The sequence below is a fragment of the Rhodococcus sp. MEB032 genome (assembly GCF_030208925.1).
GTDB classification, from domain to species: Bacteria; Actinomycetota; Actinomycetes; order Mycobacteriales; family Mycobacteriaceae; genus Rhodococcus_F; species Rhodococcus_F qingshengii.
Genome location: NZ_JARVSY010000046.1, coordinates 17,684 through 40,269, shown reverse-complemented (window position 1 = coordinate 40,269; position 22,586 = coordinate 17,684). Strand labels below are relative to the sequence as shown.

Annotated in this window: 24 protein-coding genes; 10 read left to right on the top strand and 14 right to left on the bottom strand. The window is 63.7% G+C overall.

The annotated features are described in order from the left end of the window. Positions 1-59 precede the first annotated feature (59 nt). The 4 genes from QRN54_RS30670 to QRN54_RS30655 form a co-directional block, all read right to left on the bottom strand. Positions 60-1,253 carry an NAD(P)-dependent malic enzyme gene (locus QRN54_RS30670; protein ID WP_285183852.1) on the bottom strand — a complete coding sequence of 398 codons (1,194 nt, stop codon included), beginning with the start codon at positions 1,251-1,253 and terminating at the stop codon, positions 60-62. A gap of 448 nt (positions 1,254-1,701) precedes the next feature. Then, positions 1,702-2,094 carry a hypothetical protein gene (locus QRN54_RS30665; protein WP_285183851.1) on the bottom strand — a complete coding sequence of 131 codons (393 nt, stop codon included), beginning with the start codon at positions 2,092-2,094 and terminating at the stop codon, positions 1,702-1,704. 3 nt (positions 2,095-2,097) lie between these two features. Further along, a complete protein-coding gene (locus QRN54_RS30660) occupies positions 2,098-2,712 on the bottom strand; it encodes a MarC family protein (protein WP_164490628.1) in 615 nt (204 codons plus the stop codon). Beyond that, positions 2,709-3,563: a PHP domain-containing protein gene (locus QRN54_RS30655; protein ID WP_007736119.1), complete on the bottom strand. Its 855-nt coding sequence runs from the start codon at positions 3,561-3,563 to the stop codon at positions 2,709-2,711. Before QRN54_RS30655 ends, QRN54_RS30660 begins: the two co-directional genes overlap by 4 nt. Before the next feature lie 169 nt (positions 3,564-3,732). Here QRN54_RS30655 and QRN54_RS30650 point away from each other — a divergent pair, with 169 nt between their 5' ends. Together QRN54_RS30650 and QRN54_RS30645 are read left to right on the top strand one after the other, a co-directional pair. Continuing rightward, on the top strand, positions 3,733-4,803 hold the full coding sequence (locus QRN54_RS30650) for a magnesium and cobalt transport protein CorA (protein ID WP_007736118.1): 1,071 nt from the start codon (positions 3,733-3,735) through the stop codon (positions 4,801-4,803). Between the two features lie 134 nt (positions 4,804-4,937). Continuing rightward, positions 4,938-5,384: an SRPBCC family protein gene (locus QRN54_RS30645; RefSeq protein WP_037131905.1), complete on the top strand. Its 447-nt coding sequence runs from the start codon at positions 4,938-4,940 to the stop codon at positions 5,382-5,384. A 25-nt stretch (positions 5,385-5,409) separates the two neighbouring features. Here the strand turns inward: QRN54_RS30645 and QRN54_RS30640 are convergent, their stop codons facing one another. Then, positions 5,410-5,994, bottom strand: a complete 585-nt coding sequence (locus QRN54_RS30640; RefSeq protein WP_037131892.1) for a suppressor of fused domain protein — start codon at positions 5,992-5,994, stop codon at positions 5,410-5,412. 71 nt (positions 5,995-6,065) lie between these two features. Here QRN54_RS30640 and QRN54_RS30635 point away from each other — a divergent pair, with 71 nt between their 5' ends. After that, positions 6,066-6,764, top strand: coding sequence for a metallophosphoesterase family protein (locus QRN54_RS30635; RefSeq protein ID WP_003945097.1), 699 nt, complete (start codon positions 6,066-6,068; stop codon positions 6,762-6,764). Beyond that, complete coding sequence (locus tag QRN54_RS30630) at positions 6,754-7,617, top strand: hypothetical protein (RefSeq protein WP_003945080.1); 864 nt, start codon at positions 6,754-6,756, stop codon at positions 7,615-7,617. The genes QRN54_RS30635 and QRN54_RS30630 overlap by 11 nt, the downstream gene beginning before the upstream one ends. On the opposite strand, the gene QRN54_RS30625 is transcribed toward QRN54_RS30630, so the two are convergent. Together QRN54_RS30625 and QRN54_RS30620 are read right to left on the bottom strand one after the other, a co-directional pair. Next, positions 7,610-8,716, bottom strand: coding sequence for a winged helix DNA-binding domain-containing protein (locus tag QRN54_RS30625; protein ID WP_003945076.1), 1,107 nt, complete (start codon positions 8,714-8,716; stop codon positions 7,610-7,612). The genes QRN54_RS30630 and QRN54_RS30625 overlap by 8 nt on opposite strands. A 10-nt stretch (positions 8,717-8,726) precedes the next feature. After that, on the bottom strand, positions 8,727-9,992 hold the full coding sequence (locus QRN54_RS30620; protein ID WP_003945089.1) for a sensor histidine kinase: 1,266 nt from the start codon (positions 9,990-9,992) through the stop codon (positions 8,727-8,729). Positions 9,993-10,118: 126 nt separating this feature from the next. Here QRN54_RS30620 and QRN54_RS30615 point away from each other — a divergent pair, with 126 nt between their 5' ends. After that, the gene (locus QRN54_RS30615; RefSeq protein ID WP_007736112.1) at positions 10,119-10,355 is read left to right on the top strand and encodes a hypothetical protein; all 237 of its coding nucleotides are present in this window, start codon (positions 10,119-10,121) and stop codon (positions 10,353-10,355) included. A 3-nt stretch (positions 10,356-10,358) separates the two neighbouring features. Here QRN54_RS30615 and QRN54_RS30610 read toward each other — a convergent pair whose 3' ends face one another. The 6 genes from QRN54_RS30610 to QRN54_RS30585 all read right to left on the bottom strand — a co-directional run bounded on the left by QRN54_RS30610 (position 10,359) and on the right by QRN54_RS30585 (position 16,456). Then, the gene (locus tag QRN54_RS30610; protein WP_003945069.1) at positions 10,359-11,528 is read right to left on the bottom strand and encodes an ABC transporter ATP-binding protein; all 1,170 of its coding nucleotides are present in this window, start codon (positions 11,526-11,528) and stop codon (positions 10,359-10,361) included. Between the two features lie 4 nt (positions 11,529-11,532). Then, on the bottom strand, positions 11,533-12,363 hold the full coding sequence (locus tag QRN54_RS30605; RefSeq protein ID WP_285183850.1) for a carbohydrate ABC transporter permease: 831 nt from the start codon (positions 12,361-12,363) through the stop codon (positions 11,533-11,535). Position 12,364: 1 nt separating this feature from the next. Continuing rightward, a complete protein-coding gene (locus QRN54_RS30600) occupies positions 12,365-13,246 on the bottom strand; it encodes a carbohydrate ABC transporter permease (RefSeq protein ID WP_044480569.1) in 882 nt (293 codons plus the stop codon). A gap of 80 nt (positions 13,247-13,326) precedes the next feature. Beyond that, entirely contained in the window at positions 13,327-14,664 is a 1,338-nt protein-coding gene (locus tag QRN54_RS30595) for an ABC transporter substrate-binding protein (protein WP_030536939.1), read from the bottom strand. Positions 14,665-14,891: 227 nt separating this feature from the next. After that, a complete protein-coding gene (locus QRN54_RS30590; RefSeq protein WP_285183849.1) occupies positions 14,892-15,386 on the bottom strand; it encodes a general stress protein in 495 nt (164 codons plus the stop codon). Between the two features lie 107 nt (positions 15,387-15,493). Further along, positions 15,494-16,456 carry an HpcH/HpaI aldolase/citrate lyase family protein gene (locus QRN54_RS30585; protein ID WP_003945087.1) on the bottom strand — a complete coding sequence of 321 codons (963 nt, stop codon included), beginning with the start codon at positions 16,454-16,456 and terminating at the stop codon, positions 15,494-15,496. Positions 16,457-16,528: 72 nt separating this feature from the next. On the opposite strand from QRN54_RS30585, the gene QRN54_RS30580 reads away from it, so the two are divergent. The 5 genes from QRN54_RS30580 (at position 16,529) to QRN54_RS30560 (ending at position 22,063) form a co-directional block, all read left to right on the top strand. After that, positions 16,529-17,815, top strand: a complete 1,287-nt coding sequence (locus tag QRN54_RS30580; protein WP_003945077.1) for a magnesium transporter MgtE N-terminal domain-containing protein — start codon at positions 16,529-16,531, stop codon at positions 17,813-17,815. Continuing rightward, a complete protein-coding gene (locus QRN54_RS30575; protein WP_003945067.1) occupies positions 17,812-18,354 on the top strand; it encodes a DUF1003 domain-containing protein in 543 nt (180 codons plus the stop codon). Before QRN54_RS30580 ends, QRN54_RS30575 begins: the two co-directional genes overlap by 4 nt. A 75-nt stretch (positions 18,355-18,429) precedes the next feature. Beyond that, positions 18,430-19,893, top strand: a complete 1,464-nt coding sequence (locus QRN54_RS30570; RefSeq protein WP_225320098.1) for a lytic transglycosylase domain-containing protein — start codon at positions 18,430-18,432, stop codon at positions 19,891-19,893. 145 nt (positions 19,894-20,038) lie between these two features. Beyond that, positions 20,039-20,902, top strand: coding sequence for a lytic transglycosylase domain-containing protein (locus QRN54_RS30565; protein WP_003945171.1), 864 nt, complete (start codon positions 20,039-20,041; stop codon positions 20,900-20,902). Positions 20,903-20,926: 24 nt separating this feature from the next. Further along, entirely contained in the window at positions 20,927-22,063 is a 1,137-nt protein-coding gene (locus tag QRN54_RS30560; RefSeq protein ID WP_003945178.1) for an Mrp/NBP35 family ATP-binding protein, read from the top strand. A 64-nt stretch (positions 22,064-22,127) separates the two neighbouring features. Here QRN54_RS30560 and tatB read toward each other — a convergent pair whose 3' ends face one another. Continuing rightward, positions 22,128-22,520, bottom strand: coding sequence for a Sec-independent protein translocase protein TatB (tatB, locus tag QRN54_RS30555; RefSeq protein WP_003945177.1), 393 nt, complete (start codon positions 22,518-22,520; stop codon positions 22,128-22,130). Positions 22,521-22,586: the final 66 nt, after the last annotated feature.

Below are 22,586 nucleotides of genomic sequence, written 5' to 3'. Positions count from 1 at the left end.
GAAAAAGCCCCGATCGGAACCTTGTGTGCGGGTTCCGATCGGGGCTTTCGTAGTCCCTCTTAGCTGGTCACGCCCTCAGCATGCGCTGCGGCCGCGACGGCTTCCGCTACTGCGGGTGCCACGCGAGGGTCGAGTGGGCTGGGGACGATTTTGTCCGCCGCCAACTCGTCGCCGACCACCGACAGGATTGCCTCGGCGGCAGCGAGCTTCATACCTTCGGTGATGCGACGGGCGCCGGCGTCGAGCGCGCCCTTGAACACACCGGGGAAGGCAAGAACATTGTTGATCTGGTTCGGGAAATCACTGCGACCCGTAGCCACGATCGCCGCGTACTTCGACGCGGTTTCGGGGTGAATCTCCGGGTCCGGGTTGGAGAGTGCGAACACGATCGACTCGGGAGCCATCGAAGCGATGAGCTCCTCGGGGATCTTGCCCGCCGAGACACCGAGGAACACGTCAGCACCTTCGAGAGCCTCGATGGCACCACCATGCAGGTGACGGGGATTGGTGCGGGCCGCGAGTTCTGCCTTCACGTCGTTGAGGTCGCTGCGCTCACCCGAGATGATGCCCTTCGAGTCCAGCACGATGACGTCGCTGATTCCGGCGGCGAGCAGGATGTTCGCGCAGGCAACACCCGCAGCGCCGGCGCCGGAGATGACGACCTTGAGTGTGGTGATGTCGCGGCTCTGGACCTTCACGGCGCCCTTGAGTGCCGCGAGGACCACGATGGCGGTTCCGTGCTGATCGTCGTGCATGACGGGGCAGTCGAGAGCTTCGATGACGCGCTTCTCGATCTCGAAGCAACGCGGCGCCGAGATGTCCTCGAGGTTGACCGCGCCGAAGCTCGGGCGCAGACGGATGAGCGTCTCGACGATCTCGTCGGGATCCTTGGTGTCGAGAACCAGCGGAATGGAGTTCAGTCCGGCGAAGTTCTTGAACAGTGCCGACTTGCCCTCCATGACGGGCAGCGACGCGCGGGGGCCGATGTCGCCGAGTCCGAGAACCGCGGTGCCGTCGCTGACCACGACGACGAGTCGGTTGGTCCACGTGTATCGATCGGCGAGGGTTTCGTCTGCAGCGATGGCGCGGCTCACCTGAGCAACACCCGGCGTGTAGGCGATCGAGAGGGCCCGCTGCGTATCGAGCGGCGCGGTGGTCTCGACCGAGAGCTTGCCACCGACGTGAGCGGCAAAGATTTCTTCGTCGGTCAACTCGACCTTGGGTACGTTGATGGCTTCAGTCACGAGGGACACGATGACACTCCTGATTAGTCCAGCCTCAAGCGGGGCTGGGTTACTGGGAAGTAATCCTTCGGACCGCTGCGAAACCACGTTCACAACGGTCAGAGATCATTTCTTCCGCGAACGACTACTGAGAAGAAGAGCATTCGGCGTGCGCGAGAAAGTGGGCCGCAATACATCCGAAGCGTCATGGTGTGGGGCGGGTGAGCCCTGGCGTATCCATGCAATCTAGGTTTCGGGAGAAATTCTGACGAAACCTGCACTTCGGGGCCGGGCTGTGGCGCCGCCTCGAAGTAACTCCAGTTTGCCACCAGAGTCGGATCACAATCAAATCCTCCAAGCGGTCGGATTCCTCACCACACTCGAACCCGAGCCGTCATCCCCACCGTGTCATCCCCACCCAGTCATCCCCACCGTGTCATCCCCACCCAGTCATCCCCACCGTGTCATCCCCACCCAGTCATCCCCACCACTGCGTCACCAACAACAGCCCCGCCACCACGAGCACGACCACCGATCCGGCAACCGCCGCGATACCCCGCCTGCGGTCGCACCAGATCTGCGCGGCGAGAGCAACCACCGAGGCCGCAATGTGCGCGGTGATCGACGTTGTTCCCGGACCCGGGAATCCGCGGTTGCCGCCCAGATATGCCGAACCGATGATCACGAGTGTCAAGACCACGATTCCGGCCGCCACGGTGCCACTCAGGGCGCGTAGAGCGCGGACCAGCAGCCATTGTCGTTTGTCGGCGGGATACTCGTAATCGTCTTCGTACTGATAGTCCTGATATTCCTGGTACTGGTAGTCGTCCTCGTACCTGTCGTTCCGGTTGTACCTGTCGTCGTATGTCATCTCTTACGCTCCCGCGACGAATCCGCGGACTGATTCCGCAATGAGTTGAACCGCGATGGCGGCGAGCAGAAGACCGGCGATGCGTGCCAGCAGACTGATGCCACCCTCGCCCAGTATCCGGATCAGTGCGGTCGAGAAGCGCAGGACCACGAACAGCACGAGGTGGATGGACAGAATCGCCAACGCGATGGCCAGATACGACGCCGCTTCACCGTCGGCCTGGGCGACAAAGACGATGACGGCTGCAATCGCACCGGGACCGGCCATCATCGGCGTTCCCAGAGGAACGAGTGCGACGTTGACGTCGTCGGCTCCCTGCGGACGGTTGGAGGCCTTGCCGGTCAGCAGTTCGAGTGCGATGAGAAGCAGGAGTAGTCCGCCGGCGCCCTGCAACGCCGGAATGCCGATGTGGAGGTAGTTGAGGATCGCCTGACCGCCGATGGCAAAGACCGAGATGACCGCCAGGGAGACGGCGGGGGCCTGCCATGCCGCTCGATTGCGATCTTCACGGCTTTTACGTCCGACGAGTGACAAGAACACCGGGATGACTCCGGGCGGGTCCATGATCACGAACAGCGTGATGAACACGGTGAGGTAGAGCGTGGTGTCGAGCATCAGCGCCCCAGTACCTCCACGCCGGTGGCAGCCGAGACGAGTTTGTCGAACTCGGCTTCGTCCGTGAGCTCGTCGCCGAGTCCGATCGTCTTGTTCTCGCCGTGGTAGTCAGAGGATCCGGTGACTGCCAAGCCGAGATCGACGGCCAGTCGGCGCAGGACGTCACGATCGTCGCTGCGATGGTCCGGGTGATCGACTTCGAGACCCCCGAGACCCAGCTCGGCCAGATCACGGATGTGGTCGAGCGCAAGCAATCCGCCGCGCGAACGCGCCCGTCCATGCGCAAGGACAGTTACTCCCCCGGCCGCTGCCACCAGTTCGACGGCGTACTCGAGCGGAGTGTCGTACTTGGGAACGTCGTATCGCCCTCGACTGGACAACAGGTCGGAGAAAGCCTCACTGATGCTCGACACCACTCCCGCTCGCATCAGGGCCGCTGCGACGTGCGGGCGTCCGACGGACGGACCGGCGTCGGCGAGGATCTGATCGGGATCGACGGGCAGACCGTCACGCGCCATCATGGTCGTCATCACCCGGATACGTTCGACGCGTTCGGCGCGCAGTCGCTCACGTTCTTTTGCGAATTCGGGGTGCGTCGGATCGAACAGGTACGCAAGCAGATGTACAGCGACCGGCCAACCACGCTCACCTCGACCTTCGCACGACATCTCCATCCCACGAACCAGGCTGACGCCGGCCGGCAAGGCCTGCGCCGCCTCGGCCCAGCCCGAAGTCGTGTCGTGATCGGTGATGGCGACGACGTCGAGTCCGGCGTCGGCTGCGGCGCGCATGAGGGCAGCCGGGGTGTCGGTGCCGTCCGATGCGTTGGAGTGGGTGTGAAGGTCTATTCGCACTGTTCCAGTGTGTCAGCAATCGGCAACTTCATCGCGCTCCGGTGGGCGAGCCGGAAGCTGACGTACGATTACGCCGCAGCGGCAGCGCAATTCGATCAGGTGTCGCTGTAGTGCCGTTCCACTGCCGTTCCACTGCATTACAGACCGAGAAGGAGCGAGCGTGCCAACCATGCCGTCACTGCCGAATTGGTCGAACGGCAAATCGACGCAAGCCGATGCGCCCAAGATCCCCGTTCCGGCTGCCCGCGCGATCGTCGACTGCGCGGTCTACGTGGATGGCGTGCGGTTGCCGGGCAAGTACACGCACCGCGCCGCGTTGGCCGAGGTTCGTAGTCGCGACAACGCGTTCGTCTGGGTGGGCATGCACGCTCCCGACGAAGGTCAGATGCAAGATGTCGCAGCAACTTTCGGACTCCACGAGCTGATGGTCGAGGATGCCGTCCATGCACACGAGCGCCCGAAACTCGAACGCTACGACGACGTCATGTTCCTGGTGCTGCGCACGGTCGTCTACGTGCCGCACGAGTCCGTCGCGACGGCGAGCGAGATCGTCGAAACCGGCGAGATCATGGTGTTCGTCGGCCCCGACTTCGTGGTGACCGTCCGGCACGGGGATCACTCCGAACTGGCAAGCGTGCGCAAGTCACTCGAGCAGAACCCCGAGCGCCTCACCATGGGCCCGTTCGCGGTGTTGCACGCGATCACCGACCACGTCGTAGACAGCTATCTCTCTGTCATCCAACTCGTCGAACAGGACGTCGACAGCATGGAAGAGTTGGTGTTCAACCCGCGGAACACCGTTGCCGTCGAGCACATCTACCTGCTCAAACGTGAAATCGTCGAACTACGACGCTCGGTCACTCCACTCGGATTGCCACTGCTCCAGCTGACCCAGCCCGCGGGCGGCCTCGTCCCGAAGGAGATCCGGCGATACTTCCGTGACGTACGAGATCACCACACGATCGTGGCCGAACGTATCTCGGAATACGACGAGGTGTTGAGTTCGCTGGTCGACGCCGCACTCGCGAAGATCGCGGTGCAGCAAAACACCGACATGCGCAAGATCTCCGCGTGGGTCGCTATCGCCGCCGTGCCGACCGGCGTTGCCGGTATCTACGGGATGAACTTCGAGAACATGCCGGAACTCGGTTACAAGTACGGCTATCAGTCCATCCTGTTCCTCATCGCGTCGGTGTGTGTCGGCTTGTTCTTTCTCTTCCGTCGCAACAACTGGCTGTGAACAACTCCTTCTGACTCCCTGTACTTGCCACCGTCGCAGGCGGACAATGGATATGGGTACGCATTTTCATTCCGTTCCCGAAATCCATTTTGCGACAAGCAAATTCAGATCCAAGGAGAAGTGGAGGAACAACCATGCCTACAGTCGAGCAATCCGTGGAGATCGCGTTGCCACCCAAAGACGTCTGGGAGTACATGTCCGTCGCCGAGAATTGGCCCAATTGGGAAAACTCGATGGTCGAATGCAAACAGATCACCGACGGCCCGATGGGCGTGGGAAGCCGCTGGCACGGCGTCTCGCGAATTCTGGGCAAGCGTCTCGAGTGGACATCCGAATTCACCGAGTACGACCCACCGAGATCGTCGAAATCGACGTCCGTCGAAAGTCCGGTCAGCTTCTCGCAGACCACGACCTGCGAAGAAGTCGGTGACGGCACTCGGGTCACCTACCGACTCGACAGCGAAAGCGGCCTGGGAGGAGTATTCGGCAAGATGGCCGACCCGATCGTCACGAAAGCATTTTCACGGACGGTTCGGGTAAGTCTCGAGAACTTGGCGGACATCCTCGTGCACGCCGAATGATCTGACGGACAAAGCGCCGGCGCAGCTAGAGCGAGGCAGCGGAACGGTGCGGATCGCGAATGTCGATCCCCGCCTCGGCCCACGCTTCCCGCAGCGCCTCCGCGCCGCGCAGACGCACCCAGGCGGCTTCGGTACCGGTCAGGGGGACCACGCCGAGGAAGCGCACCGGATCGAACGGCTCCGGCAGCGTCAGGTCGGCGATCCCGCTGTCACCGAGAAGCACCGCCGTGAACGCAGTGTCCTTCCACAGCGGCTCGCCCAGGTCCAACAGTGCGTCCTCGAGCAGCACGACGCCTTCGACGGACGGCGCCGCAGCCAGGACCGCGAGCGTCCTGGCCACACCCGACGCGACACCCGTGCCACCGCGCAGGGTGAGCACCAACTCGGCGCGAGGACCGCGTGTGGGGTCTGCGACCAGTTCGTTGGGGTCGCCCATCGGATGACGCGAGCACCCCAGTGTGACGTAGCGGACCAGTCCGTCGGGTGATTCGAAACGCAGCACGTCCAGCGGTTCGACACCGAGGAACGTCACTGAGGCCGCGGTGGGGTCCGGCCCCTCGATGCTGCTGACGAGATGGGCCCGGACGGAAGATACGACGCTGTCTGACACTCGTCCATCTAAACACCGTGCCCGCGAGGTTCGCAGCGCAGATACCTCGCGGTGGCGGTAGCGTCGTCGAAATGGTCTCCGTTCTCGCTGTCAGCGACGAGACCGTCGAATTCCTGTGGAGCAGTCAAGTTCGTTCACTCGGAGTCGACGTGATCCTGGGCGCGGGCGATCTGCCGTTTGCGTATCTGGAGTACCTGTCCGATCAGCTGAATGCGCCGTGCGTGTTCGTTCCCGGAAACCACGACGTCGATCTGTCCGGATATTCGAACAAGAGATCCGGTTGGATGCGGGCAGGTATGCCGGCGCAGTGGCCCGGCCCGACCGGAGCAGTCAACGCCGACGGACGCATCGTGACCGTCGCCGGTCTGCGGATCGCGGGCCTCGGTGGTTCCATCCGATACAACACGGGTCCCAATCAGTGGTCCGAGCGCCAGCAGAGCCGACGCGCCCGCTCGCTCACCTGGCGAAACGCCTGGCAATCGAGGCTTCCCGGCGGCCGGGCGGGCGTGGATGTGCTGCTCACCCACAGCCCCGCCCGCGGTGTCGGCGACGCCGAGGATCGGCCACATCGTGGGTTCGAATGCTTCACCCCCTTGATCCGCACCCTCGATCCGACGGTCATGATTCACGGACACATCCACCCGCACGGGCGAACCCCTCTCGATCTGGAGGTAGGCCGGACTATCGTGCTCAATACCGTCGGCTTCACGCTGATGGAGATTTCCCCAGGTACTCCGCCGACGATCGTGAGGCGCCGACATGGCTCGTGACACCGGATTTCCCACAGCCGACGCGGAAAACGACTTCGCTCGTCAGCGTCGACGCGCCGACGTTGCCCGTCTGGTCAGTTGGCTACGACGCGAACCGGACGACGTCAACGCGATCCTGCCGTTCGACGAGGTTGTCGCAGCGCTCGGCAAGGTTGGTGAGAAGTCTCTGGGTCTACAGGTCGTCACCATCGAATCGATAGTCGGAAGTGTCGACCGCACAGGTGATTTCGACAGGTACTTCCGTCCGACGTCCACTCATTCGCGCGCTCGTTGGGAGCGACTTGCGGTGGCGCAACGACGCGGCGAATCGGTACCACCTGTTCAGTTGTATCGCGTCGGCTCCATGCATTTCGTGATCGACGGACACCACCGAGTGTCCATTGCGTGTGCGATGCACCAGAAGACAATCGACGCATACGTCACCGAGATCATCACGCGTATCTCGCCGGAAGGCATCACTCAGCGCGCCGATCTGCTCATCAAGGACCATCGCCGACTCTTCCTCACTCGCGTTCCGCTGCAGGGTTCACAACGCGAAGCTGTCCAGGTCACCGACCCGTGGGAGTACGCCGAACTCAGTGAGTGCGTGGAGGCGTGGGGTTTTCGGCTCATGCAGGAAAAGGGCGAGTTCCTCGGCCGAGACACGGTCGCCCGGCGCTGGTTCGGCGAGGAGTTTCTCCCGGTCGTGCGAATGCTGAGGGGCGCCGACATGTTGCCCGAGCACACGGACGCCGAGGCCTACTTGTGGATCGCCCGGGAGCGGTACCGACTGGTGCGGCGTCACATGTGGAACGACGAGATCGTGGCCGAACTACGTGATCGAGCACCGCGAAAGCACAAGCCTGCTACGTAGGTACAGTGAACCGCACCTCGCGGTTCGGGATCTTCGGGTGCATGAACTTCAGCAACAAACGCGCTTCCTTCTCGATGGACGCGAGCGCGGTTTTCGGTTGCTGCGCAAACAGAGTCGCGCTCAACTCGATCGCCTCCTTGGCCGGCGTCACCGTCGCGAATCCCACCACCTTTCCGCGCACCAGGATGGCGGGCTTGATGATGCCGTTGACGGTGAAGACGCGAGTTCGATACTGCTCGTCCATGATTCGCGAGCGGTCGGCGTGCGAGAGCAGGATGTTGTCGAACGGAGCAAGGATTCTGACCGGCGGTGTTCCGGAGTTCGGTCGTGGCGCATCCGGCAGGTCGAACACCTCGGCCCCTTTCGCGTTGACAAAGTTGATCAGGCCGGGACGTAGCCTCTCGAAGACTTCGGCGAGTCTGGTCAGACCCGACCACGCCTGGGCGTCCTTCACACTCGCGGGCCCGAACGCGGCCAGGTAACGCAGCACCAGTGTGTCGGGCACCGGAATCGAATCCACTTCTGCGCCCAGCCAATTCTCCAACGTCGTCAGCGCCGGTGCGCCGGATTGGCCCCACAACCCTCGCGGTGGAACCTGCACCATCGGCAACAGTCCGCGAACTCCGTGTGCCAACCCCTCTGGCGCGTGGCCGGGAAAGCGCTCCGCCAGTAGAGGCCTCATCTGCATTTGGGTGAGCGGCCCGTCCGCTACGAGGTCCCGTCCCGCCTGCGCCAGAGCGTCGAGATCCAACCCGGTGAGCGCCGCACGCTGTGTGCTGTTGGTGTGGAGATCGCGTTCCATGATCGTCTGGACCGTCGCCCGGAAGGGGCCCGCATCCGCGGCCGAGAGAGCAAAAACCGTGCCCCGCATGGCAACCAGCCGCACCACCTGGCGCTTCTCCACAAGGGTGGAGAGGTCTTCTGCCGCAAAGTTCTTCAGCCGCGCCCACAGTGCCAGATAGGGAGGCGTCGGCGCCTGTGCTTGCAGACCCGCCAGGTGCTCGATCGCATCCAAGGCGCTGACATCGGCCCTCCGCAGCAGGAACTGCCGCGCCAGAGTCGACAGGTTGAGCTCGCGATCGGTGATCAGTGCAGCCATCGACAACTCCTCAGCGCTCGTGGTCGGATTCGGTGACGATCTGGAACGGTATCTCGACTCGCGCGAGGGTTCCGGACTCTTCACCCGGCCCGACCGAGAACGAGCCACCCGCGGCAACCACCCGCAACTCGTGCGAGAGCAGCCCTATGTGGCCGGCGGCCCGTCGTTCGGCAATCCGATCGGCGCTGATCCCCCGGCCGTCGTCCGAGACCACCAGCACCGCACGGTGGTCCAGTCGTGCGAGCTCGATCCGAACATTGTGCGCACCGGCATGTTTGACGACGTTGGCCAGCAGCTCTCGTGCGGCGCCGAACAGGACGTCGTCCGCGGACGTGCGCAGATCGTCGTTCCAGCCCGAAGTGTCGACGTCGACCACTACTCCGCCGCGTCCCTGCGCCGATCGCGCGAGGTCCCCGATTGCGCGGGCAAGACCCACGTGAACAAGGACAGTGGGATGCAACTCCGAGACGGAGGATCTCAACAGCGTTGTCGCTTCACCGAGCGCTTTCGCGGCTCGCGCCAGGGCGACAGGCTCCGCGCTGTCTGCCAATTCGTCGAGATCCATCCGCGCCGCGAGGACGTACTGCAGCGCCCCGTCGTGTAATTGCTCCGACAGTTCCGTGCGCTCACGCTGCTCGAGCCCCATGAGCTCGGCAAGAAGGCTGGTGCGATGCCCGACGAGTTGTCCGATGGTCAGGACGCGTGATCTTTGAATCCGAGTCAATCCGATTGCGCCCGCGCCCACTCCGGCCAAGGCCATGGTGCTCAGCAGGATCGACGGCCACGGCTCGGAGTTCGAAGTCATCGTTGCCCAACTGGAAACGAAGAACACCCCGATCGTGCAGGCAACGACGCCGACACACACGTCCGTCCGCAGTTGCGTACACGCAAGAACCGGAATGACGAAGAGCCCGTTGCTCAAGATGTCGGCGGTCCAACTCTGCTCGGCTGCGAGACCGGTCAGCAATGTCAGAGTTGCGAGCACGGCGAGGTCGACGAACAAGCCGAGCCAGATCATCGTCACCGGGCCGGTGCCGCCCTTGCGGATCCACAGCGCCACGGCTGCCGACCAGAGGGCATAGGTGCCCAGAATCGCGAAACACCATCCCGCGTCGTTCATCGGCGGGACGAAAATCAGTGTCAGGGCGATGAACAGCACCAGAGCGCCGCGCACCGTCAGTTGGAGGTACGCACCGCGGTAGGCGTGTTCGCGCATGATCCGCTCGAGGTCCGGGCCACCGGGCAGGTGCTCGGTTCGTACCGAGGATTCGTTCATCTGTCCTCCTGTGCCGCCCATCCCAGTTCCCTGTGAATGAGCTTCGCACACGAGATTTCACAATCAACCCGCAATACCGTGAATGGCACAGCATTCACCGAACCTCGAAACCACGCAGGAGTGCTCATGATCTCGACCCGAGCAAGCAAGCGCCGCATCGCCACTCGATTTGCCGTCGCCGGCGCCCTGGCAGCGGCGCCGATCGCCGTGGTCGCCGGGACAGCGCAAGCCGCCCCGGCCTCCACCCATCACGAACAATTCGGCCGCCTGGTCCCCCTACCCGAACCGGCCGACGCAGCGCCCGGCCCCGAACAGGTACCGCTCCCCTGGGGCGCGACGTATTCGGTCACCTTGCCCGGGTAAAGGTCACAGCAGCAGATTGGCTCCCGTACCGCCGTCGAACACTGCGATCTTGGCGGGATCGAACCAGAGATCGACAGACCTGCCCTGGGCCACCGTGGACTCGGACGAGAGCCTGGCAACCAGTTGACCGCCACCAGCGACGGCCGTTCCCGAATCGGCAGCGAGTTCCTCGAGTTCACGAGAGTTGACGGCGGGGCCACCAGCGAGGAAATACGCGTACTTGTCCGAACCCATCGATTCCAGCACGTCGACGTCGACGGTGAACGTACCGCCGTGCGGCTTCTGCGCTGCATCGACCAGCGCCACGTCCTCGAAATGCTCCGGTCTGATACCGACCACCACGTCCTTGCCCGAACCGCTGCCCGAGATCTTCGACTGCGCCGCCGCTGGCAGGCGAACATCGCCGATCGGCGTGCTCACACCGTCGGCCGTCAACTGTCCGGGGAAGAAGTTCATGGACGGGGACCCGATGAATCCCGCCACGAACAGATTGTTCGGACGATCGTAGAGTTCCTGCGGCGCACCGATCTGTTGCACGATTCCGCCGCGCAGCACGACTACCCGATCGCCGAGCGTCATCGCCTCGGTCTGGTCGTGGGTCACGTAAATCGTTGTCGTACCGAGTCGCTGCTGCAGACGGGCGATCTCCGTCCTCATCTGCACGCGCAGTTTGGCGTCCAGGTTCGATAGCGGCTCGTCCATGAGAAACGCCTTCGGGCTGCGCACGATTGCGCGTCCCATCGCGACACGCTGACGCTGACCGCCCGACAGGTTCGCCGGTTTGCGATCGAGATGCTGGGTGAGGTCGAGCACCCGCGCTGCGTCGTCGACCTTGGCGTTGATCTCGTCCTTGGACATCTTCGCCAATGTCAGTGGGAAAGCGATGTTCTGACGCACCGTCATGTGCGGATACAGCGCATACGACTGGAACACCATCGCGATGTCGCGGTCCTTGGGGGCGCGTTCGTTGACGCGTTCACCCGCGATCCGCAACTCACCGGTCGAAATGTCTTCCAGCCCGGCAATCATGTTGAGAGTCGTGGATTTTCCACAACCGGACGGGCCCACGAGAATGATGAATTCTCCGTCGGCGATGGTGATGTCGACATCACTGACCGCCTTGGCTCCGTCCGGGTACAGCTTGGTCACCTTGTCCAGCACGATCTCGGCCACAGGCTTATCCCTTCACTGCGCCGGAAGTAAGCCCGGCCACGATACGACGTTGGAAGAACAGAACAAAGATGATGATCGGAATGGTGATGACCATTGCGGCCGCGGCGATCGACCCGGTGGGCTCCTCGAATTGTGAAGCGCCGGTGAAGTTTGCGATGGCCGCAGGGGCGGTGATGGAGCGTTCGGTCGACGTCAGCGAGATCGCGAACAACAGATCGTTCCAGCAGAAGATGAACACCAGAATGCCCGCCGTGACGATGCCGGGCGCGGCGAGCGGAGCCACCACCTTCCGGAACGCCTGCCCCGGCGTCGCGCCGTCCATCTGAGCCGCCTTTTCGAGTTCCCAAGGAATCTCTTTGAAGAACGCGGAGAGCGTGTAGATCGCCAACGGCAACGCAAAGGTGATGTACGGCAGGATGAGTCCGGCCCAGGTGTCGAAGAGTCCGAGCCGTCGTTCGATGTCGAACAGCGGGCTCACCAATGAAATCTGCGGGAACATCGCGATCAGCAGGGCAACAGCCACCAGCAGCTTCTTGCCCGGAAAATCCAGGCGCGCAATCGCGTAAGCAGCCATGGTTCCGATCACCACGGCGATGACCGTCGAGATGAGTCCGATGCCGATGGAGTTGATCAGAGCACTGGTGAAGGCGCTGGTGTCGAAGATTCCTCGGTAGTTGTCCAGGGTCCACTTCTCCGGAATCAACTTGCCGTCCTTGATGGTTCCGGCGGGCTTGAAGGACAGGCTCGCAATCCACAGGACGGGAACCAACGCGTACAGCAAGACCAGAAGGTTGACGACGGACCAGCTGATCTTGAGTCTGGGAGTAACGGTCATGTCAGCGTCCTTCCGTATCGGATCCGGGAGCCGAAGCACCGAAAAGTTTGATGAAGATGAACGCGATCACGGCCACACACACGAAGATCAACACGCTGATCGCGGATCCGATGCCCAAGTTGAATGCCTTGAACAGATTGTCGTAACCCAGAATCGACACCGACCCGGTGTCGTTCGCTCCCTTCGTCAGCACGTAGATGTTGTCGAAGATGCGGAACGCGTCGAGTGTGCGGAACAGCAGAGCGACGAGGATGGCGGGCTTCATCAGCGGAAGGATGATGCGTACCAACCGGGTCCACGCACCGGCGCCGTCCACCTGAGCCGCCTTGAGGAGGTCGTCGGGCACGAGCGCCAGGCCGGCGAGCAGGAGCAGCGCCATGAACGGCGTCGTCTTCCAGACCTCGGCAAGGACGATGATCGCGAGCGACGGGATCTGGTCGGTGAGCGGCGCACTGCCGTCGGGCAGGAGATTGGCGAGGTAGCCGGTCCCCGGCGTCCACGCGTAGTACCAGCTGTATGCCGCCGCGACGGTGACGATGCCGTACGGGATGAGCACAACGGTGCGGACGAGCCCCTTACCCACGATCGTTCGGTGCATCACCAGTGCGATGGTCAGTCCGAGAACGAACTCGATGACGACCGAGACAACCGTGATCGACGTCGTCACCGCGAACGCTTGCCACCAGTAACCGTCGGTCAGCACCGACACGTAGTTGTCGAACCACACGAACTTTCGTTGATCCGGGAAGCGCAGGTCGTAGCGCTGCAAACTCAGCCAAACGGCGTAGACCACCGGATACGCGGTCACCGCGATCATGAGAATCGCGGCCGGGGCCACCAGCCAGAGACCGAGTCGACGCTCAGCCGCCTTTCCGTCGGACATCTTCGACTTCGCGGAGTGCTTCGGCTCCGGCGATGGCGTCGCGACTGTTGGTGCAGCTCCCGAATTTTCGCTGTCGATCGTCACGGAATCAGCCCCTCGGAATTGACTGCCTTGCGTACCTGCTCGGCAAGATCGTTCACGGTCGATTCCGGATCGATGTTTCCCACAGGGTTCAGCGTGGCAGTGATGAGCGTCGAAATACTCTGATAGGCAGGAGAAACCGGCCGAACCGAAGCGGTGTCCAGGCTGTCGCGAACCTCACGCCACGCCGGGTACGCCTCCTGGAACGCCGGGTCGTCGTACAGGCTCTCGAGAGTCGGCGGAACGCCACCGGCTACCGCGTTGTTGCGCTGATTCTCCTCGTTACGCAGACAGGTCAGCGCATCGAAAGCGAGGTCCGGATGCTGGCTGGTCTTGGCCACCGCCACGTTGAAGCCGCCGATCGTGACCTCGGCCGGCTTACCCTCGATCACCGAGGGATACGGAGCGGCAAGGAAATTCCGTTCTCCGTTCACCGTGAGCACCGTGTTTCCGGTGTTCTCACTGGTGACGTTGCCCTTGTCGTCGATGTACGGCAGATCGCCCTTCTCGGCGTTCTCCATGATGCCGGGCAGCACGAACGGCCAGTTGACCTGGAAGGCAGATTTGCCGCTCTCCATACCCAGTCGCGACGACGCTTCATCCCCCTGCGAGATCGAGGGATCCGCACCCTTGGCGGTAGCGACGCGCTTCATGACGGTCAGCGCCTGCTGGGCAGCATCACCGTCGGCCACCGTCACGGTTGTTCCGTCCGGCCCCACCACCGATCCGCCGGCACTGGCGAGAAGGGTGTTGAACCAGACCATCAATCCTTCGTACTGCTTGCCCTGCACACCGATCCAGCTGGGGCGCCCCTCCGCGGCCAGGCCTTCGGAGATGTCGATCATCTGATCCCAGGTCTGGGGTGGTTGCCCGTCCGGCATCAAATCCTTTCGATACCAGAGCAATTGGGTGTTGGTGTTCAATGGCGCCGCATAGAGTTGGTCCTGCCACTTCGCCGACTCCAGCGGACCCTCGAGCGTCCCGTTGCTGACCTCGGCCGCCACGTCGTCAGGAAGCGGCAATGCCCATCCCGCTTCGGCGAATTCGGCAGTCCACACCACGTCGAGCGTCATCAGATCGAGTGACTTGTCGTTGCCGGTCAGACGCCGGGCCAACTGAAGTCGCTGGTCGTCGGCACCCTTGGGCAGAGTTTTCTGCTCGACCCGGTACGCGCCGTTCGACGCCGCCGAACAATTGGCGGCGGCCTCCGCATACTGCTCGGCGCCGTCGGCAGCGGTGTAGAAGGACAGCACCACGCCGTCGTCATTGTCCGATCCGCACGCACTGAGCAAGGGCGCCAACAACAATGTTGCCGCGCCGAGCAGCCCCGCCCGCAATTTCTTCTTCTGTCCCGCCCGCGATCTCTTGTTCTGCACAGCCGTCCTCCTCGGGCGGCGAGACGGCGCAGTCGTTACGGCTGGCCGACGCACCACACATCGGCACTTTTGCCGGAGAAGGGACCTATTTCCTTGTCCGGCAAACGGTCACGGGAAGCGAGTACTACCTCGCCCGCGTGTACATAAAGTAACCGAGATCACACAAGTTGGCAGCCCGAGCGAGAATGTCAGATGGCGAGCTTGGCGAGCAGGTCGCGCGCCGACTCCGCCGTCTTGGGCTCACACAGTACGTCGTAACGTCCGGCGACCAACTGCATCGTCGAGGCGAAGTCCCGCTGCCCACGCGTCGCGGCGTACGGAATCGTCGTGGAGATGACACCGAAGATGATGCCGCCCACGATGCCCGCGATCAGCGGAGCGAAGAAACCACCGGTGACGATTCCGAGCACCAGGCCGAAGAAGACACCGAGCCAAGCACCGGAGACGATGCCGCCACCGATCACCTTGGCCCACGTCAACCGACCGAGAACTCGCTCGACCTGCATCAGGTTCACGCCGACGATCGTGACGTCCTGAACCGGGAATTCCTGATCGGAGAGGTAATCGACTGCGCGCTGCGCCTCGGCGTAGGTGGGGTACGACCCGATGGGCCATCCCGAAGGCGGTGTCGGCAACGCTCCACGGCGCGACCCATTCGACGATTGACCGAGCGGATTGGACATGGCTGGCTGCGCTCCTCTTTTCGGGCACGTCATCCACGCGGATGACGCAAGTACATCTACCCCCTATTGTGCCCTTTACAGACCTGATTCGTTCGGCTATGCGAGCGTCAGGCGTGTTCGGGCGGCGTGAATTCCGAGGTGCGCGTCATCCCCGCGGCGCGGCCCTTGGCCGAAATCACCAGTGCCATCTTGCGACTCGCCTCGTCGATCATCTCGTCGCCGAGCATGACGGCGCCCCGCCCTCCCCCGGCAGCCGAGGTGTGGAACGCGTACGCGTCCAAGATGAGTTCCGCACGGTCGTAGTCGGATTGGCGCGGACTGAACACCTCGTTGGCCGCCTCGATCTGCGTGGGGTGCAGAACCCACTTGCCGTCGAAACCGAGCGCTGCCGTTCGCGCAGCCGACCGAGTGAAAGCCTCGACGTCGCGGATCTGCAGGTACGGCCCGTCGATGGCCTGGACGCCGTGCGCCCGCGCGGCCATCAAGATGGTCATCAGGATGTGGTGATACGCGTCACCGCGGTCGTAGCCGTCCGGTTGCTCACCGACGACCAGAGTTCGCATGTTCAAGCTCGCCATGAAGTCGGCCGGGCCGAACACGAGCGCCTCGACGCGGGGACTCGCGGTGGCGATCGCGTCGATGTTGGTCAAGCCGATCGCGTTCTCGATCTGCGGTTCGATCCCGATCCTGCCGACCTCGAGACCGTTGGCCTTCTCGACCTGCGTCAACAACAAATCGAGCGCCTGGACGTGACTCGCATCGGGAACCTTGGGCAGCAGAATGGCGTCCAGATGCGCTCCGGCGCGGCCCACCACCTCCACGACGTCGGCATACGTCCATTCGGTGGTCCAGTCGTTGACCCGGACGACCTTGACCTGTTTGCCCCACCCGTCCTCGGCCAACGCGTCGCCGATCGACTCCCTGGCCGCCTGCTTCGCCAGCGGCGCCACCGCATCTTCGAGGTCGAGAAAGATCTCGTCGGCGGGCAATCCCTTCGCCTTGTCGATCATCTTCCGACTGCTGCCGGGAACTGCCAATACCGATCGACGGGAACGGTTGCGTGAAGTCATTGCGGACTGCCCTTCTCGATTTTCGGTGGCGCCGTTGCAGATTTTGACGCTGGACGAATTAGCCTTGCAATCATGGCAGCAGCAGGCAAGGTATTTGCAGCCAGGCTTGCCGGCCTGGTTGTACTCGGCCCGGACGGCGAATCGATCGGTCGTGTGCGCGACGTCGTCATCACGGTCCGCATCGGACGCCAGCAACCCCGCGTTCTCGGTCTGGTGATCGAAATGTTCACGCGCAAACGCATTTTCGTTCCGATGTTGCGTGTGACAGCAATCGAACCGAGTGCAGTCACCCTCACCACCGGTAACGTCAGTCTGCGGCGCTTCAACCAGCGCCCGGGCGAAGTGCTCGCTCTGGCGCAGGTACTCGATTCGCATGTGCGCGTGGACGACCCGGAACTCGAGGAGCTTCACGGCGTCGACACGATAGTCGTCGATCTCGGAATCGAATCGACGCGGACGCGAGACTGGGTGGTCTCCAAGGTCGCGGTTCGCGGCCATCGCGGACGCCTCGGTCGACGCGCGGCGATTCACATCGTCGACTGGCAGCACGTCGCCGGCCTCACCCAGAGCGACCTCTCACTCCCCGGCCAGGGCGTAGCTCACCTGCTTCTCCAGTACGAAGGCATGCGACCCGCCGATGTGGCCAACGCCATGCGCGAACTGCCGGAGAAGCGCCGCCACGAACTGGCCGTGGCGCTCGACGACGAACGCCTCGCCGACGTCGTGCAGGAACTGCCGGCGGACGACCAGACCGATCTGCTGATGCACCTGGAAGTCGAACGCGCCGCCGATCTACTCGAAGCGATGGATCCCGACGACGCCGCCGACCTGTTGGGCGAGCTGCCCGAAACCGAGGCCGAGTCACTGCTTCAGTTGATGGACCCGCAGGATTCCGAACCTGTTCGACGCCTGCTCGAGCATTCCCCGGACACTGCCGGTGGTCTGATGACGCCCGAACCGGTGGTACTGACGGCCTCGACGACGGTCGCGGAGGCCCTTGCCCGCGCCCGCAACTACGACGTGACCCCGGCGCTGTCGAGCATGGTCTTCGTCGTACGTCCGCCGACGGCGACTCCGACCGGGCGGTATCTCGGCTGCGTCCACTTGCAAAAGCTTCTCCGCGAGCCTCCCGCCAGCCTGGTAGGCGGACTACTCGACACCGACATGCCCCGGTTGGCCCCGGACGACTCGTTGGCGTCGGTCACCCGATATTTCGCGACGTACAACTTGGTATGCGGGCCGGTCGTGGACGACGAGAACCACCTGATCGGGGCCGTGACGGTCGACGACGTGCTCGATCACCTCCTGCCGGAAGACTGGCGTGAGGATTACTCCGACGACGAGGAACTACTCCGATGAGCGAACGGGCGTCGAGCACGACCGCACGGCAACGACTGGAAACGCCTCGCGGAAGCCGCCGGTTCAATCTCGATTTCGACGTCGAAGCTGTCGGGCGCGTCAGTGAACGCATCGCCCGCTTCCTCGGCACCGGGCGTTATCTCGCAATCCAGACGATCATCGTGATCGTCTGGATCCTGATCAACGTGTTCGCGGTGGCCCTGCAGTGGGACCCGTACCCGTTCATCCTGCTCAACCTGGCCTTCTCCACCCAGGCCGCCTACGCGGCGCCGCTGATCCTGCTGGCCCAGAACCGTCAGGAGAACCGCGACCGGGTCTCGCTCGAGGAGGACCGCTCACGCGCCGAGCAAACCAAGGCGGATACCGAATTCCTCGCCCGAGAACTCGCAGCTCTGCGTATCGCCGTCGGCGAGGTTGCCACCCGCGACTACCTGCGACGGGAGCTCGAGGAGATCAAGTCGATCCTTGCTGCCGACGGCGAACCGACCCCGAAGAAGAAGCACCGTGACTCGAATACTGCGAAACAAAGTCACAACTAGCTGAGCGTTCGCTGAGTTTTGCTGCACGCACCGTGACCGATATGTAACGTAAGTCACAGCAATATGGATATCACGGTGGGTACTCCGGAGCGGGAGCGCCAGCAAAGGGGAATCGTGCGAGTACGCGGAATGATTGCAGCATCCACACTGGTGGGGGGACTGCTCGTCGTCACAGGTCCAGCGGCCCTCACTGCCGGAAGCGCACCGACCGGAGGGTCACAGGTTCCGATCGCACTGGCGGGCTCCGCCTCGATTGCGCAGCCGGACTCTGTCGACTTCCTCCCGACGCCCCGCACGGTCCGAACGCAAAGATCGGCCCCGCCCAGCGATACGGTCGCCGGCGCCCCGGCAGCGCCCAACGCTGCGGCCGTCGTCCTCACCTCTCTGGGCATCCCCGAGATCGTCCTGAACGCGTACCGCTCCGCGGAGCTGGTGATGATGACCGAGGCACCGGGATGCGGAATCCCCTGGCATCTTCTGGCCGGCATCGGACGCATCGAATCCGGTCACGCCAACGGCGGCAAGACGACCTCGGTGGGTACGACGGTCACCCCGATCCTCGGCCCCGTCCTCGACGGACGGCTGGCAGGCAACGAAGTCATTCGGGACACCGACAAGGGCGCGATCGACGGCGACCCCACTCACGACCGCGCCGTCGGGCCGATGCAGTTCATTCCGGCCACCTGGGCCGGATATGCCAGCGACGGCAACGGGGACGGAATCAAGGACCCCAACAACGTCTTCGATGCGGCGCTCTCGGCAGCGAAGTACCTCTGCAGCGGCGGACTCAACCTGCGCGATGTCGCCCAGGAGACCAAAGCTGTTCTGCGATACAACAACTCGGCCGCTTACGCAGCAAACGTGATCATGTGGTCGACGGCATACAAGAACGGTGTCATTCCTTCCGGTCAGCTGCCGTACACCTCGGGCATCAACACCGGCAGCTCCGCGATCAACGCCGCCGCCTCGGCAGACTCCGCCGCTTCGGCCGTACTCGCCGCGGCTGCGGCTACCGATCCGGCGGCCGGCGACAAGGAATCAGCGTCGACGACGCCGACCCCGACCACCACTCCCCTCTTCCCGGGTCTGCCGGACATGCCTGCACTCTCACCCGAGATCCAGGCACTGATCCCGCCGGGCGTCATGCCGACCAGCCCCGCTCCGGGACCCAACGCCGCCCGGAACGCAGCTCCCGGTCCGATCATCCCGCTCCCCGTCCTCACATCACGGGGTCTCGTGTGGCCGATTCTGACGGCCGAGGGATGGCGCTGGCCCGACGACATGTGTGTGATCCTTCCGGACCCCGCAGCCCTCGACGCCTTGCAGGACGGCATCCTTCTGCCGTGCACGATCCCGGGCATGGCAGTGGCCGCCACGGCACCCGCCACCACCGACGCGGCTCCCGCGGAATCCTCTCCACCCGCCGCCCCCTCTCCGGAGCCCGCACCGGCACCGGCACCCGCACCGGAGCCCGCTCCGGCCCCGGCTCCGGCATTCGTGCCGTTCTTCCCGGGCCTGCCCGGCATGCCCGCTCTGTAACCGAAAAATCACGAAAGAACAGTGCATATGCCCCAAACTGCCCTTCTAGATCACGGTTGAATAACGGAAACGCAACAAATCAGGTAGCCTCGACTCCGTCAGTTGAACGGAAAACCTCCTCGCGGAGGTTCAGGAGGCATACACAGTGGGTCGGCACAGCAAGAAGACAGATTCGCACATCCGTCGAAATTCGGTCATCGCGCTCACCGGACTCATCCCTATCGGACTCGTCACCGCAGCCAACACGGCCGGCGCCGCTCCCAAGGTCCCGTTCTTCAACACCAGCTCCGCCGAAACGGTGGACACCGCCGCACAAGCCACGCAGGAACCGCAGGCGCAGATTCTGCCCGCCGTCGAAGCAATCGCCGAGCCGGCTCCCGCCCCCGCGCCGGAACCCGCGCCGCTGGCTCCCGTGCAGGCAACTCCCCCGCTCCCCGCCTCGATGGCCGAGGGCGCACTCGGAATCCCGAGCGTGAGCGTCGCCGCCTACCAGAACGCCGAGCGAATCCTCGCTGTCGAGAAGCCCAACTGCAACATGCACTGGACGCTCCTCGCCGGTATCGGCCGCGTCGAATCCGGCCACGCCAACGACGGCAAGGACGCCGACGCGAACGGCAACCTCTACAAGCCCGTGATCGGCCTGCCACTCAACGGCAGCCTCCCCGGCCAGGCCGTCATCATGGACACCGACGGCGGCGCCCTCGACGGCGACACCGTCTACGACCGCGCAGTCGGCCCGATGCAGTTCATCCCGTCCACGTGGAACCAATACGCCGGTGACGGCAACGGTGACGGAATCGCCGACCCCCAGAACCTTTTCGACTCCGCACTGACCACCGGCAAGTACCTGTGCGACGGCGGACTCAACATGCAGGACGTCACCCAGGTTGCCTCCGCGATCCACCGCTACAACAACTCGGCCGCCTACGTCGCCAACGTTCTGGCCTGGTCGCTCGGGTACTCCACCGGCATCGTGCCCGCCGCATCGGACCTGCCGCGCATCCACTGACCTACCTGGACTTACCATGGAGTCATGTCTGTACTGACCGAGTCCGACGTTCGCTCCGCGCTCGCGCGAGTTCTGGACCCAGAGATCCGCAAACCCATCACCGAACTGGGGATGGTCAAGGGGATCTCCCTCTCCAGTGACAACAGCGTCGACATCGGCATCTATCTCACGACCGCCGGCTGCCCGATGCGCACCGAGATCACCGAACGCGTCACCAAGGCCGTCGCCGATGTCGCCGGGGTCGGCGCGATTCGCGTCGAACTCGACGTCATGGACGACGCTCAGCGAACCGAGCTTCGCAAGTCGCTTCGCGGCGATTCCGCCGAGCCCGTCATCCCGTTCGCCCAGCCCGGTTCACTCACCCGCGTCTACGCCGTGGCCTCCGGCAAGGGCGGAGTCGGAAAGTCCAGCGTGACAGTCAATCTCGCGGCAGCAATGGCCGCGCGCGGACTGTCCGTGGGTGTACTCGACGCGGATATCTACGGCCACTCGATCCCCCGCATGCTCGGCACCGACGCCAAGCCGACTCAGGTCGAGCGCATGATCATGCCGCCCGTCGCCCACGACGTGAAGATGATCTCCATCGCGCAGTTCACCCAGGGCAACACACCTGTCGTCTGGCGCGGACCGATGCTGCACCGCGCGCTCCAGCAGTTCCTCGCCGACGTGTTCTGGGGCGATCTGGACGTGCTGCTGCTCGATCTGCCGCCCGGCACCGGTGACATCGCCATCTCGGTGGCTCAGCTCATCCCGAGCGCCGAGATCCTGGTCGTCACCACACCGCAGCAGGCTGCTGCAGAGGTCGCCGAGCGCGCGGGCGCGATCGCCCTGCAGACCCGCCAGCGCGTCGCCGGCGTCGTCGAGAACATGTCCTGGCTCGAACTTCCCGACGGCACCCGTATGGACGTCTTCGGCGAAGGCGGCGGGCAGACCGTCTCCGATCGCCTCACGAAGGCCGTCGGCGCCAAGGTTCCGCTTCTCGGACAGATCCCGCTGGATCCGTCCGTCCGCGAGGCAGGCGACGCCGGGACGCCGATCGTCCTCAGCGCTCCCGATTCACCCGCAGCCATCGCACTCAAGGACATCGCCGACAAGTTGGCCGTCCGTCAGCGCGGGCTGGCCGGAATGTCGCTCGGTATCAACACGGTTCGCAACCTGTAGAACCCCCTCATACGGAAGGGCGCCTGTCACCGATCGGTGACAGGCGCCCTTGCGTATGTCGAATCTAGGTGGCGTCGAAGTCCACAGGAGGACGTTCGCCGGCGGTGAGTGGCTTGTCCTTCGACAGCGTCTTCGGCTCCTGCACTCCGCTCTGCGGCTTCTTGTCGAAGTTGCCCGTGAAGATGGAGTCGTCGCCGTCGAGGAGGTGCTGGGTGATCACAGCGCGCGGCGTCATTCCGCGCAGCTTGTTCAGATCTGCGAGCGGTTTACGCAGATCCTCGAAATCGGTGCCCAGTTCTTCCTTGAGCTGATTGGAAGCGCCCGAAGCATATTCGCGCACCTGCCTCAGGGATTTCGTGACCCAGGAGACCGCACCAGGAAGCCGCTCAGGTCCCAAGATGACCAGAGCCGCTACGAGGAGGATCATGAACTCGCCCCAACCGATGTTGCCAAACACAGGGTCAGCCTACTGTGTGCTCGCTCGGTGCGCGCATGTCCGGATCAACCTCACAGGAAGATCGCA

Bases quoted from the DNA above. Each gene is read 5' to 3' on its own strand.
- QRN54_RS30590 (WP_285183849.1), bottom strand. From the start codon at position 15,386: ATGTCCAATCCGCTCGGTCAATCGTCGAATGGGTCGCGCCGTGGAGCG.
- QRN54_RS30600 (WP_044480569.1), bottom strand. From the start codon at position 13,246: ATGTCCGACGGAAAGGCGGCTGAGCGTCGACTCGGTCTCTGGCTGGTG.
- QRN54_RS30620 (WP_003945089.1), bottom strand. From the start codon at position 9,992: ATGAACGAATCCTCGGTACGAACCGAGCACCTGCCCGGTGGCCCGGAC.
- QRN54_RS30645 (WP_037131905.1), top strand. From the start codon at position 4,938: ATGCCTACAGTCGAGCAATCCGTGGAGATCGCGTTGCCACCCAAAGAC.
- QRN54_RS30665 (WP_285183851.1), bottom strand. From the start codon at position 2,094: ATGACATACGACGACAGGTACAACCGGAACGACAGGTACGAGGACGAC.
- QRN54_RS30605 (WP_285183850.1), bottom strand. From the start codon at position 12,363: ATGACCGTTACTCCCAGACTCAAGATCAGCTGGTCCGTCGTCAACCTT.
- QRN54_RS30635 (WP_003945097.1), top strand. From the start codon at position 6,066: ATGGTCTCCGTTCTCGCTGTCAGCGACGAGACCGTCGAATTCCTGTGG.
- QRN54_RS30580 (WP_003945077.1), top strand. From the start codon at position 16,529: ATGGCAGCAGCAGGCAAGGTATTTGCAGCCAGGCTTGCCGGCCTGGTT.
- QRN54_RS30575 (WP_003945067.1), top strand. From the start codon at position 17,812: ATGAGCGAACGGGCGTCGAGCACGACCGCACGGCAACGACTGGAAACG.
- QRN54_RS30630 (WP_003945080.1), top strand. From the start codon at position 6,754: ATGGCTCGTGACACCGGATTTCCCACAGCCGACGCGGAAAACGACTTC.
- QRN54_RS30650 (WP_007736118.1), top strand. From the start codon at position 3,733: ATGCCGTCACTGCCGAATTGGTCGAACGGCAAATCGACGCAAGCCGAT.
- QRN54_RS30615 (WP_007736112.1), top strand. From the start codon at position 10,119: ATGATCTCGACCCGAGCAAGCAAGCGCCGCATCGCCACTCGATTTGCC.
- QRN54_RS30625 (WP_003945076.1), bottom strand. From the start codon at position 8,716: ATGGCTGCACTGATCACCGATCGCGAGCTCAACCTGTCGACTCTGGCG.
- QRN54_RS30560 (WP_003945178.1), top strand. From the start codon at position 20,927: ATGTCTGTACTGACCGAGTCCGACGTTCGCTCCGCGCTCGCGCGAGTT.
- QRN54_RS30585 (WP_003945087.1), bottom strand. From the start codon at position 16,456: ATGACTTCACGCAACCGTTCCCGTCGATCGGTATTGGCAGTTCCCGGC.